Below are 12,451 nucleotides of genomic sequence, written 5' to 3'. Positions count from 1 at the left end.
TTTAGAGGTGGGATCTCACCTTTTTTTGAGGTTAATAATGACACAACAGCTAAAAATACCGGCAACCTATATGCGCGGAGGCACCAGTAAAGGGGTGTTCTTTGCACTGCATGACTTGCCTGCACAAGCGCAGCAGCCGGGCGCCTATCGTGATGCCTTGCTTTTGCGGGTCATCGGCAGCCCTGATCCGTACGGCAAACATACCGATGGCATGGGTGGGGCGACATCCAGTACCAGTAAAACGGTGATCTTATCCAAAAGCGATAAGGCGGATCATGATGTTGACTACCTGTTTGGCCAGGTTGCTATCGACAAGCCGTTTATCGATTGGAGCGGTAACTGTGGCAACCTAACCGCTGCGGTGGGTGCTTTCGCCATTAATAATGGCTTGGTGGATGCAGCACGCATTTGTGAAAATGGCATCACCGAAGTGCGGATCTGGCAGGCCAATATTCACAAAACCATTGTCGCTCATGTGCCTATGTGTGATGGCTTGGTGCAAGAGCTTGGTGACTTTGAACTCGATGGTGTGACCTTTCCCGCCGCTGAGGTGAAGGTCGACTTCTTATCGCCTGTCGGTGATGGTGCAGTACTGCCAACGGGTAACCTGGTCGATACCTTAGTGGTGCCGGGCGAGGGCGAGCTACAGGCAAGTTTTATCAATGCCGGTATCCCTACTATTTTCGTGAATGCCAGCGAGCTGGGTTACAGCGGGGCAGAGCTGCAGGACGATATCAATAATGATGAGCAGGCCTTAGCACGCTTTGAGCGTATTCGTGCTTATGGTGCGGTGCAAATGGGGCTGATCAGTGATATTGAAGAGGCGAAAACGCGCCAGCATACGCCGAAAATCGCCATGGTGGCACCGGCAAGCAGCTATGTGGCATCCAGCGGCAAGCGCATTGATGCGGCAGATATAGATGTACAGGTTCGCGCCTTGTCCATGGGTAAGCTGCACCATGCCATGATGGGCACCGCCGCCGTTGCCATCGCTACCGCGGCCGCCATCGAAGGCACCTTGGTGAACCTGGCTGCAGGTGGTGTAGCACGCCAGTCGCTGACCTTTGGCCACCCTTCAGGCACGCTGCAAGTGGGTGCAGCGGTAAATATGCTTGATGGTCAGGCTGATGTGCACAGTGTCAGCATGAGCCGCAGTGCCCGCCGCTTAATGGAAGGCTGGGTGCGTGTACCAGATCCTGAATTAGGCGAGTAGACATAAAAAAAGCCGCTTTAAGCGGCTTTTTTTATTAAAGCAGAAGGTGAATTAGACAACGCCGCGCGGTAGGCGACAGTCGTGCTCTTTCTCTGCAAGCTCTTTAATCCAAAATTCTTCGGCAGTGAAACCATCTTTGTTTTCACTAACGACAGTAAAGGCAGCCTTTTTCTCAGTTGCTTTTGCCGCAGGAGCCGCTTTTTTGGTTGTTGTTTTTTTGCTTGCTTTGGCAGGAGCCTTTTCTTCTACTTTAGCGACTGTTTCTGTTTTACCAGAAGTAAGCTCTTCAGTAAGTTCAGCTACCTCAGCAAGGCGCATGTTTTTGCCGCCATCAATGCTGTACCAGCCAGGCTTGGTGGTGATTTCTGGCTTTTTGCCATTCGCCGCTTCATACGCAGCTTCAAAAGCAGCTAACACTTCTGTTTTGTCTAGTTTACTCATCAAAAGATCCTAGTCGTTAACGCAGGTTAATTTTATTACAAGTATATATTTATACCCATTTGTCCTGGGATTTTCAATTTTTTGTGGCGAAATTGCTAATTTCCTTTATTTTTTCCGCCAATGACGGGAAAATTTAGGCCTAAATTAGGTCATGAGGTGATTATGAAACGCAACGAGCTACTCGCTATTTTGAATGCCAAGCTGGCACCGGAGCAAATCAAAGACTTTTGTCCCAATGGTCTGCAGGTTGAAGGCACCGAGCAAATTAAAAAAATCGTCACCGGAGTGACCGCCAGTCAGGCCCTGGTCGATAAGGCCATAGAGCTGCAAGCCGATGCCCTGGTTGTGCACCATGGCTACTTTTGGAAGGGGGAGTCGCAAGTGATCAGTGGCATGAAAAAGCGCCGCCTAAAAGCGCTGCTGGCGGCGGATATCAACCTGTTCGCCTACCACTTACCCTTGGATGTGCATCCCGAGCTAGGTAATAACGCCCAGCTTGCTAAGCTACTGGGCATCGAGATCCTTGGCGGCATGGAGCCGGGACCAGTTAGCGTGCCGGTGTGGGGTAAGCTCAACGAGCCTGTCAGTGGCGATGAATTTGCCAAGCGCATTGAATCCGTGCTCGGGCGCACGCCGCTCAGCTCTGTGGTGCGCTCTGAGGTGATTGAAACCATAGGCCTGTGTACCGGCGGTGGTCAGGGTTATATCGACTTGGCGGCGGCGCAAGGTTTGGATGCCTACCTGACCGGCGAGGCCTCGGAGCAAACCATACATAGTTCCACCGAGCAGGGCATAGATTTCTTTGCCGCCGGGCACCACGCCACTGAGCGCTATGGTGCTAAGGCCTTGGGGGAATTTTTAGCGGATGAGTTTGGTTTGGATGTAACCTTTATCGACATCGACAATCCGGTATAAAGATTATACCAATTCACTTAAATAGCTAATCACCCTAGCGGGCTAAATATCGTGCTAACTGTGTTGAAATTTTTCTATGTACGCCTACACGGATGTAGGCGGTAGAGCGGCGCAGGAGCCAAAGCCGAGAATAACTACATAAAAAATTTCCGCCTTGTTATCACATCATTTATCCAGCGCTATATCTGATCACATACTTAACAGAATTGGTATTAAAAGGAGCCAGGGGCTCCTTTTTTATTGTCGCTGCAACAAATTATTTGCGGCTGTTATTTTGCTTACAGGTATTAAGGAAGTGGCGGTAAACCGGGTTATCCTTCATTTCTTTTTTCATCGCCAAATACATGGGGCGGTTCAATCCCAGGGCGCCTAAAGGAATTGACTTGATCAAGCCCTGAGCCTCATAGGGCGTCACCAGCCAATCCGGCAGGGCGGCCACGCCCATGCCTGCACTGACCAATTGGAAAATCAACAAGCCCTGATCCACGGTTTTTAAGGTGCCATCGAAACGGGCATTTTGAATAAAGTGTTTGAATATATCCTGTCGTTCCCGCGGAATAGGGTAGGAGATGATGGTCTCATCTTTTAAATCTAAGGCGGTCACATAAGCTTTATTGGCCAAGGGGTGGTCCGGCGCCACGATAAGCTTGAGTTTAAAATCAAACAGGTGGGCAAATTCCAAGCGATCCGGCTCACGAATGTCCGAGGTCAGAACCAGATCTAAATCCCCATCAAGCAGCTCGGGAATGGCGTCATAACTAAACCCGCGCTCATAATCTACATGGATATCCGGCCAGAAATTATTGAATTCTTTAATGGTCGGCAGCAACCAGTGAAAACAGGCGTGGCATTCCACACTTAGGCGCAGTTGCGAAATAGGCTGATTTAAACTTTCTTTCAGGCGGCATTTGGTGGCTTCGACCTTAGGTAACACATCCTGCGCCAGTTCTAATAGCAGCATGCCTTGGGGGGTAAAGCGCACCGGATGGGTTTTACGCTCAAACAGCTGACAATCCAGCTTGTTTTCCAAGTCTTTGATTTGGTGAGATAAAGCTGACTGGGTTAGAAATAATTCACGGGCGGTATTCACTAAAGAACCGGTTTCTTTCAAGGTGGCTATGGTTTTAAGGTGTTTAATTTCAATCATCTTTAGTAAATCTCATAAAAGCCAGTCACATATCTCATAATGATTGCGACTAAACCGCGCTGGATAAATCTATAAAAGTCTAGACGGCTAAAAAATTATCACTTTTATACTCAGTTGGCTATTAAAAGATAAAATTCATTGTGAAAAATGTCTATTTTCTCTGTTTTTAAATTTATTCAGCGTTGAGTTAACGCGCTGATATGAATTTAATTCATTAGCAATGTGAGTAAGCTTCGTTTGTGTCCCCAAGATCTGAGAGGTAATGTTTGGCCATCTAAACAGCTAAACGGATATTTACATCATGGCACGTATACATAACTTAGGTTTTCCCCGTATCGGCAAACGCCGCGAATTGAAATTTGCTATCGAGGCCTACTGGGCTGGCGATATTACTCAGGAAGAGCTGCGCCAGCGCGGTGCGCAAATCCGCCAAGAAAATTGGGCAATGCAAAGCGAGGCCGGCATAGAGCTTGTGCCGGTGGGCGATTTTGCCTGGTACGATCAGGTGCTATCTACCTCTATGCTGGTAGGAGCCATTCCGGCGCGCCATCAAAGCGACAGCAGCAATGCACTGGATACCCTGTTCCGTATCGGCCGTGGTCGTGCACCAACGGGCTGCGCCTGTGCCGCCAGTGAGATGACCAAATGGTTTAATACCAACTACCACTATATCGTGCCTGAGCTAAGTGCCGAGCAGCAGTTTGCCCTGAGCTTTAACGAACTTTTTGAGCAGGTAGAAGAAGCGCAGAATTTGGGTCACAACGTTAAGCCCGTGCTGGTTGGCCCGGTGACTTATTTGTACCTGGCTAAATGCGCCGGGGACGAGTTCGATAAGCTCACCTTGTTGGAGCGCCTATTGCCTGTGTATCAACAGGTGCTGGCCAAGTTGGCGGCACAAGGGGTGGAGTGGGTGCAAATCGATGAGCCAATTTTGGCCTTGGAGCTGGATACCCACTACCGCAGCGCTTTAACTAAAAGCTTCGCCGCCTTGGCAAATCAGGGCGTGAAGCTGCTGCTGGCGACTTATTTTGATGAGGTGAGCGCCTACTTAAAAGATATCAGTGAGTATGCCATCGATGGCGCGCATTTCGACTTGGTGGCTACACCGCAAAACATTGAAGCGCTGGACAAAGCCCTTGGCGAGCAGCGGGTGTTGTCTCTTGGGGTGATCAACGGCCGTAATATTTGGCGCGCCGATCTCAGTGCCATCTATGAGCAGGTGCAAGATATTGCCGCCCAGCGTGGTGATTCATTGTGGCTGGCGCCATCTTGCTCTTTATTGCATACCCCGGTGGACTTGGAGCAAGAGCAACTGCTGGACGGTGAATTGAAAAGCTGGTTGGCCTTTGCCAAGCAAAAAGGCGAAGAGCTTAATTTGCTGAAAGTGGCTCTGGAGCGCTGCAACACGCAAGATATCGACACCTATAGTGCACCGGTGAAAAACCGCCGTACTTCAAGCAGGGTAAACAACGCGCAAGTGCAGCAGCGTGTGGCTCAGTTAAGTTTGGATCACGGTCAACGTCAAAGCGAGTTTGCGGTGCGTGCTGAAAAACAGAAGGCGGCCCTGCAATTGCCACTGTTGCCGACTACTACTATTGGCTCCTTCCCGCAGACATCGGATATTCGTAAGGCCCGTCGCGACTTTAAGGCTGGGGAGTTAAGTGCCCAGGCTTATGAGCAGCAGATGCAGGAGCAAATTCAATATGCGGTGCGCGAGCAAGAGGCACTGGATATAGATGTATTGGTGCATGGTGAGGCGGAGCGTAACGACATGGTCGAATACTTCGGTGAATTGCTCGATGGTTTTGCCTTTAGCCAGTTCGGTTGGGTACAAAGTTATGGCACCCGCTGTGTGAAGCCGCCTTTGATCTGGGGTGATGTGTCTCGCGCCGCGCCTATGACATTACAATGGACCCAGTATGCGCAGTCGCTCACCGACAAGCATATGAAGGGCATGCTCACGGGTCCTGTGACTATTTTGTTCTGGTCTTTTGTGCGCGATGATCTGGATAAGCCGACCATTGCCAAGCAAATCGCCCTGGCGCTGCGTGATGAGGTGGTGGATCTGCAGGATGCGGGCATTAAGGTGATTCAAATCGATGAACCGGCGTTTCGCGAGGGTATGCCACTTAAAGCCAGCCAGTGGCAAAGTTACCTTGATTGGGCGGCCTATGCCTTCCGTGTGTCGGCCAGCGGCGTTGATGACAGCACGCAAATTCACACTCATATGTGTTACAGCGAGTTCAACGACATTATTGGCGCCATTGCCGCCATGGATGCGGATGTGATCACCATAGAGACATCGCGCTCGAACATGGAGCTGCTCGATGCCTTTGAACACTTCGATTACCCCAATGATATTGGCCCTGGGGTGTATGATATCCATACCCCGAATGTGCCTGAGGTCAAATGGATCAAGGACTTGATCCACAAGGCGGCGGCGAAAGTTCCGGTTGAGCGCCTGTGGGTGAACCCGGATTGCGGCTTGAAAACCCGAGCCTGGCCGGAAACCCGTGAGGCCCTGCAAAACATGGTGATTGCCACCAAGGAGCTGCGCCAAGAATTAAGCGCCTAGCAAAAAGAGTCATAAAAGAGCGGACGTTATAAATGTCCGCTCTTTTTTAAGCCTTTCTCACCCTTTACTTTCACAGCCTTCCCTCATAAGATCACACTAAATTTCTAGTGGATAAGCGCAATGACACATACCCCGCAACGTATTACCCTTACTCGTCCTGATGATTGGCACATTCACCTTCGTGATGGCGAGCAACTAAAAGACACGGTAAGAGACGCCAGCCGCTATATCGGCCGCGCCATCATCATGCCTAATTTGGTGCCACCGGCGACCTGTACCGACACGGCGCTAGCTTATCGTGATCGCATTATGGCTGCGGGGCCAAAGGCGCATTTTGAACCCCTGATGGTGCTGTATCTCACGGATAACACCACGGCTGATGAAATTCGCAAAGCCAAGGCATCGGGTAAAATCGTTGCTGCCAAGCTGTATCCAGCCGGTGCGACCACCAACTCGGACTCAGGTGTGACCGATATCGAAAACATCTACCCTGTGCTTGAAGCCATGCAGGAAGTAGGCATGCTGTTGTTGGTTCACGGTGAGGTGACCGATTCAAGTATCGATATTTTCGACCGTGAAAAGGTCTTTATCGAAACCAAACTGAAGAAGGTAGTGAAGGACTTCCCTGAGCTTAAAGTGGTGTTAGAGCACATCACTACCAAGGATGCGGTTGAGTTTGTAAGCTCGGCCTCGGCCAATGTGGCGGCGACCATTACCGCGCATCACCTGCTTTATAACCGCAACCATATGCTTGCCGGTGGCATTCGTCCGCATTATTACTGCTTGCCTATCCTTAAGCGTAATACCCATCAGGAAGCCCTGATCGAAGCCGCCACCAGTGGTAACAGCAAGTTCTTCCTAGGTACCGATTCGGCGCCACACCTTAAGGACAAAAAAGAAGCGGCTTGTGGTTGTGCTGGTGCATACACGGCGCACGCGCCACTTGAGCTATATGCTGAAGCCTTTGAACAGGCCGGTGCTCTGGACAAGCTTGAAGCCTTTGCCAGCCACTTCGGTCCTGATTTCTACGGCATTGCCCGCAATACGGATACAGTGACCCTGGTACGTGAGCCGTGGCAAGTGCCGCAAAGCTACCCGCTGGGAGAAGACAAGGTCATTCCTATTTGTGCCGGTGAAATGCTGAACTGGCAGGTAAAGGACTAAGCTCCAGATTACTCTTAGAAAAAGCCCGATTTGTTATCGGGTTTTTTTATGCCTGTAAGGATTAGCCGCCAAGATGGATGGCGGGGTGTTGATCTGCCGCAAGCAAGTTGCAGAGCCCTGCCTTTAGCGGACAATTGTCCTTATGATCTAAAGTGGCTTTGACTAAGCTCTGGCGCTAAAATTAAGCACAGTCAGTGCTTCTCGCGCTATAACAAACAGGTGAAATAACCATGCACTTACCGACAGTGGACTATCAATCGCCGAACGCGCCAGCCGAATTTGTCGAATCGCTTCGCAATACCGGTTTTGGGGTGTTAACCAACCATCCGATCCCACAATCGCTGGTGGAGTCAATTTATCAGGATTGGCAGGCTTTTTTTAACTCAGAGCAAAAGCATGAGTTTCTTTTTGATAAACAAACTCAGGACGGTTATTTCCCACCCGAGATAAGTGAAGTGGCCAAAGGCTGCAAGGTTAAAGACATCAAAGAATACTACCATGTCTATCCTAAGGGCCGGGTACCTGAGCAGCTGGAAGAGAAAATTCGTGAGTATTATCGCTTGGCCAATGAGTTTGCCAGCGAATTACTGAGCTGGGTGCAGGCCCATGCGCCGGCTGATGTGCAGGCTAAGTTCTCCATTGACCTTAAAGACATGATCAAAAATTCGGAGCAAACCTTACTGCGTATTTTGCACTATCCACCGATGACGGGCGATGAAGAGCCGGGCGCCATTCGTGCCGCCGCTCATGGCGATATCAACCTGCTGACCGTGCTGCCTGCGGCGAACGAGCCGGGGTTACAGGTGCAAACCAAAGAGGGTGGCTGGCTGGATGTTCCAAGCGACTTTGGTAATCTGATCATCAATATCGGCGATATGCTGCAAGAGGCATCTGGTGGTTACTTCCCATCGACTATTCACAGGGTAATTAACCCAACGGGTAAGGCTTCGACCAAGTCGCGTATCTCGTTACCCCTGTTTTTGCACCCACGCCCAGATGTGGTGCTGTCTGAGCGTTACACCGCCGACAGTTATTTGCAGGAGCGTTTACGCGAACTCGGCGTAAAATAACGCCCATAGAGTGACCACAAAAAAAGCCCGTTAAAAACGGGCTTTTTTGTTTTGGATTTGAAAGTTTAGCTTATCAGTAAGGCACGGGCCGCCAGGCCGATACCGAGTGTGATCACCACGCTGAGTAGGGTGCCTAACATCACATACTCGGTAAGTTGTTTATCCTTGGCATTGGTTAAATCGCCAAAGCGAAAGACCGACTTGGCTGCAAGCACAAATCCCACCCCAGCCAATTCATCGATTATGATAAAGGTCAGCATAAGCAGGCGCTCTAACAGGCCGATGCTGTGCCCGGCCTGTGGCAGCGTTGTTCTCTTATCAGCAGCGATGCTGGCGGGCAGGTGCCAGCGCTCCAGCAGCATACGAATGGCCACGGAACTGGGGTTAAGCACTAATAAATAGGCGAGCAACAGCACATAAGTATTACTGTGCATCAGCTGAGCGTTAAACCACAGGCCGAGTGTATCGGCATCCGTTAAATAGCAGCTTAGCGCCACAAGAATAAGAATATGCGCGCCTTGGTCGACAATAAAGGGCACAAAGCCACGGCTGCTGTAGGATTTGGCAACATCAATCAGCCAGTGGCTGGTCATAATAAGTGCGGTGGCCGCCAGCACAGGGAGCCAATCACCGAGGCCGTAATAGCACTCCCAGGCCCACAATAAGGCGCCGCTTAGTGCTCCGTGCACCAAGGTATGCAACACCAACTTAGGGGATTTAAAATGGCGTTTATTGCGCTGGTGAACCCAGCTTAAGGGTTGTAAAAAAAAGTCGGAGACCACATGGGCCAACAACAGCCCAAGCAGCAGGGCGATTTGCTCATTCATGTGTGTACTCCTTGGCGGCGACCGCTAGAAATTCATCGAGCAAATGATATTGCCCGGCATTGAGTAATTTGGTGACATTGGCTCGTGAGCTGCCCAGCTGAGCAGCAATAGCGGCATGATCCTTGTTTTCCAGCCAGTGATACCAGTACAGGGCCTGGGCTGCTTTTGACTAGTGTGGTTAATTAGATGGTCAAGGAAGCGGATGTTTAAGGCAAAGCTGGCGCTCAAGGGGCTTTGATAGAGGCTTAGACTCAGGCGCTTGTTTTTAATCGTATCCAGTCCCTTACCGGAGAGCATCAGGGCGGCGCCGGTGGCGGTTTTTACATCCTGGCGATAGTTATCAATTGGCCCTATAGCTTCGCTAACACGGGCATCAAGGGCATGGCTGCGCAAATAAAGACGTAACATCAAGGTCGCTTGTAAAGGGATAGGGGCCTTGCCAAGAATGCATTGAAAAGCATCGCCGCGGTAAATGTTGAAGTGCCCATCAAAGCGTTCGCACAGGGCGCGCAAGCCTTGCTCCAAGGTATAAAGCAGACCGTCGTATTGTGCGCCTGCCTGCTCGCTGGAGCCGACAATATCGCCGCTCAGTACTGTGTAATTGGCCGTGGACATAGATCTCCGTGCAGTTTGGTTACTTAATTGAAAGTAACTGAAAATGGTTACATCTTTATTTGTAACTAAATATAGTTACTCCCCCTTAAAAGTACAAGCTTTGCTTTTTCTTGCCAGGAATGCCTGTCTTTTTGGTGTATTTAGCCAGGTGCTTAAAATTAGCAAACCATAACGATATCAGATAGCTATACCGCAAATGGGGTTTTTGTTGATAAATTCTAAAAAAGTTAATGACAACGCTGTCATTAATTGGGTAACATAATTTCAACATGAAAGAGCAGGTGGTTTGAGGCAAGGTGCGTACAGCGTTTTTGCCCGGATTGAATTAAGGTATAGAGGTCTGGTAATGAGGGTAGACGCGGCAACGCAGGAACAGCTATTTATTGGTATCGACGGCGGGGGAACCAAATGCCGGGCGACCATTTATAGCCCCACGCATGGAGTCTTGGGCACTGGCCTTGGCGGGCCCGCCAACCCCTTGCATGGTCTGGAGCGCACCTTGGAGTCGATCATGATGTCGACCCAACAGGCGTTGCGCGATGCCTCTATGAATTTGCACAGCGTTCATGAGCTGGTGGCCGGTTTAGGCCTGGCCGGGGTTAATTTGCCAAGCTTGTATGAACAGATCAGTGGTTGGCAGCACCCCTTTAAAAAAATGTACCTGACCACGGATTTGCACACCGCCTGTATTGGTGCCCATGAAGGGCAGGATGGGGCGGTTATCATCACGGGCACTGGCTCCTGTGGGTATGTCACCGTTCAGGGCAAGAGCAAAAGCTATGGTGGTCATGGTTTTGCTCAAGGCGATAAGGGCAGTGGCGCCTGGCTCGGTCTTGAAGCATTAAAGGCAGTGTTGCTCGATTTGGATGGTTTAGGGCCCCATACCCAGCTTACGGCTATGTTTACCTTACACTTTAATACGCAATCGGCGATGGTGATTGCCGAACAAATGGCAGGCCAACCCTCAAGTAGTTATGCTAAATTGGCACGTATGGTCTTGGATGCGGCGCAACAGGGCGATCCTTTGGCCACCGAGATAGTTAAAGATGGTGCCCGATATATCAGCATGATGGCCAAGCGCTTGTTGGCACTTGAGCCGCCGCGTTTATCCATGATTGGCGGCCTGGCAGAGCCCCTGCAGCCGTGGCTGGATGCGGATATTGCCGCGCGTGTCGCAACGCCCAAACAGCCGCCGGAATTAGGGGCGGTTTACTTTGCGCAACAATCGTTGGCACAGGAATAAATCGGCGCAAGAATAAATTGGCACCACAGACTCTAAGGTTATAAATAAAATGAATACAGCCTTCCATGCTCAGCGCTTATTTGATGGTGAACGTTTTTTAACAGACGTCTATTTTCAGGTGCGTGCGGGAAAATTGCATTTCCTGACATCGCCACAAGATCAGGCCACTCGACTTGAGGGCTTAGTGGTACCTGGGTTTATCGATGTTCAGGTCAATGGTGGTGGCGGTGCGTTTTTTAATGCCGAGCCCAACCTTGCCTGTCTCAAGAAGATGGTGCATGCCCATGGTCAATTTGGCACCACGGCCATGATGCCGACCCTGATCACAGATGATATTAAGGTGATGGGCGCTGCGGCCGACGCCATTGCTCAGGCTATCAGCGCTCAGGTGCCGGGTATTGCCGGCGTTCATTTCGAAGGGCCGCATCTGAGTTTGCCCAAAAAAGGCACTCACAGTGAGCAGTTTATTCGTCCTATCAGCGCCGCAGAAATGGCCATTTACGAGCGCGATGATCTGGGTCTGAAAATGCTCACCCTGGCGCCGGAGCATGTCAGTATCGCCGACATCAAGCGTCTGGTGGCCTTGGGTGTTAAAGTCTCCCTTGGCCATACCAATGCGGATTATGCCACCACCATGGCGGCTCTCGATGCCGGCGCCGATGGCTTCACTCATTTATTTAATGCCATGTCACCTTTTACCTCCCGAGAGCCCGGTGTGGTGGGTGCAGCCCTTTGGCATGACAACAGCTGGTGTGGATTGATAGTGGATGGTCATCATCTGCATCCTGACTCTGCCAAGCTGGCCATTCGTACCAAGCAGCGCGGCAAAATCATGCTGGTGACAGATGCTATGCCGCCGGTTGGCACAGACGCCACCGAGTTTGATTTCTTCGATGGTCGTAAGGTGTACCGCACCGGCGATCGTTTGAATTCCAGTACCGGAGAGCTGGCGGGCAGTGTGCTCGATATGGCCAGTGCCGTGCGCAATACGGTCAATACCCTGGATATTAGCCTTGGCGAAGCGCTACGAATGGCCTCCCTTTATCCGGCGCACTATTTGGGCTTACAGAATACTAAGGGGCGTCTGCTGGAAGACTTTGATGCCGACTTTGTGGTGCTTGACCAGCAACTGCAGGCACAGGCAACCTACCTGGGCGGGCACTTGCTTTAAGGTTAATCCCTGGAGACCCCGCAGGCAGTAACGCGGGGCTTTTTATTGTGCCCAGCCAGAAATGCGAGCG

General features: G+C 50.7%; 11 protein-coding genes. 7 read left to right on the top strand and 4 right to left on the bottom strand.

Features of this window, described 5'->3' with window-relative positions; all coding sequences use genetic code 11:
- The first annotated feature begins 37 nt into the window (after positions 1 to 37).
- Positions 38 to 1,213: a 2-methylaconitate cis-trans isomerase PrpF gene (gene prpF / locus C2M24_RS13140; RefSeq protein ID WP_442792517.1), complete on the top strand. Its 1,176-nt coding sequence runs from the start codon at positions 38 to 40 to the stop codon at positions 1,211 to 1,213.
- A gap of 51 nt (positions 1,214 to 1,264) precedes the next feature.
- On the opposite strand, the gene C2M24_RS13135 is transcribed toward prpF, so the two are convergent.
- A complete protein-coding gene (locus tag C2M24_RS13135; RefSeq protein ID WP_105200458.1) occupies positions 1,265 to 1,654 on the bottom strand; it encodes a hypothetical protein in 390 nt (129 codons plus the stop codon).
- Positions 1,655 to 1,816: 162 nt separating this feature from the next.
- Between C2M24_RS13135 and C2M24_RS13130 the strand changes: the two genes are divergently transcribed.
- Complete coding sequence (locus C2M24_RS13130; protein WP_105215431.1) at positions 1,817 to 2,569, top strand: Nif3-like dinuclear metal center hexameric protein; 753 nt, start codon at positions 1,817 to 1,819, stop codon at positions 2,567 to 2,569.
- Positions 2,570 to 2,825: 256 nt separating this feature from the next.
- On the opposite strand, the gene C2M24_RS13125 is transcribed toward C2M24_RS13130, so the two are convergent.
- A complete protein-coding gene (locus C2M24_RS13125; protein ID WP_105200456.1) occupies positions 2,826 to 3,716 on the bottom strand; it encodes a LysR substrate-binding domain-containing protein in 891 nt (296 codons plus the stop codon).
- A 301-nt stretch (positions 3,717 to 4,017) separates the two neighbouring features.
- Here C2M24_RS13125 and metE point away from each other — a divergent pair, with 301 nt between their 5' ends.
- The 3 genes from metE to C2M24_RS13110 all read left to right on the top strand — a co-directional run bounded on the left by metE (position 4,018) and on the right by C2M24_RS13110 (position 8,525).
- On the top strand, positions 4,018 to 6,291 hold the full coding sequence (gene metE, locus C2M24_RS13120) for a 5-methyltetrahydropteroyltriglutamate--homocysteine S-methyltransferase (protein WP_105215429.1): 2,274 nt from the start codon (positions 4,018 to 4,020) through the stop codon (positions 6,289 to 6,291).
- A gap of 120 nt (positions 6,292 to 6,411) precedes the next feature.
- Positions 6,412 to 7,455 carry a dihydroorotase gene (gene pyrC, locus C2M24_RS13115; RefSeq protein WP_105200454.1) on the top strand — a complete coding sequence of 348 codons (1,044 nt, stop codon included), beginning with the start codon at positions 6,412 to 6,414 and terminating at the stop codon, positions 7,453 to 7,455.
- Positions 7,456 to 7,685: 230 nt separating this feature from the next.
- Positions 7,686 to 8,525, top strand: coding sequence for an isopenicillin N synthase family dioxygenase (locus C2M24_RS13110; RefSeq protein WP_105200453.1), 840 nt, complete (start codon positions 7,686 to 7,688; stop codon positions 8,523 to 8,525).
- A gap of 65 nt (positions 8,526 to 8,590) precedes the next feature.
- Here C2M24_RS13110 and C2M24_RS13105 read toward each other — a convergent pair whose 3' ends face one another.
- Together C2M24_RS13105 and C2M24_RS13100 are read right to left on the bottom strand one after the other, a co-directional pair.
- Positions 8,591 to 9,352 carry a DUF3307 domain-containing protein gene (locus C2M24_RS13105; RefSeq protein ID WP_105215427.1) on the bottom strand — a complete coding sequence of 254 codons (762 nt, stop codon included), beginning with the start codon at positions 9,350 to 9,352 and terminating at the stop codon, positions 8,591 to 8,593.
- Positions 9,353 to 9,376: 24 nt separating this feature from the next.
- Positions 9,377 to 9,967, bottom strand: a complete 591-nt coding sequence (locus tag C2M24_RS13100) for a hypothetical protein (RefSeq protein ID WP_105215425.1) — start codon at positions 9,965 to 9,967, stop codon at positions 9,377 to 9,379.
- Positions 9,968 to 10,313: 346 nt separating this feature from the next.
- On the opposite strand from C2M24_RS13100, the gene nagK reads away from it, so the two are divergent.
- Together nagK and nagA are read left to right on the top strand one after the other, a co-directional pair.
- The gene (nagK, locus tag C2M24_RS13095; RefSeq protein ID WP_105200450.1) at positions 10,314 to 11,210 is read left to right on the top strand and encodes an N-acetylglucosamine kinase; all 897 of its coding nucleotides are present in this window, start codon (positions 10,314 to 10,316) and stop codon (positions 11,208 to 11,210) included.
- 49 nt (positions 11,211 to 11,259) lie between these two features.
- A complete protein-coding gene (gene nagA / locus C2M24_RS13090) occupies positions 11,260 to 12,381 on the top strand; it encodes an N-acetylglucosamine-6-phosphate deacetylase (protein WP_105215423.1) in 1,122 nt (373 codons plus the stop codon).
- Positions 12,382 to 12,451: the final 70 nt, after the last annotated feature.

Origin of the sequence: Pseudoalteromonas sp. T1lg22, assembly GCF_002964645.1 — a bacterium.
GTDB lineage: Bacteria > Pseudomonadota > Gammaproteobacteria > Enterobacterales > Alteromonadaceae > Pseudoalteromonas.
This window is presented reverse-complemented; position numbering and strand designations above follow the sequence as displayed.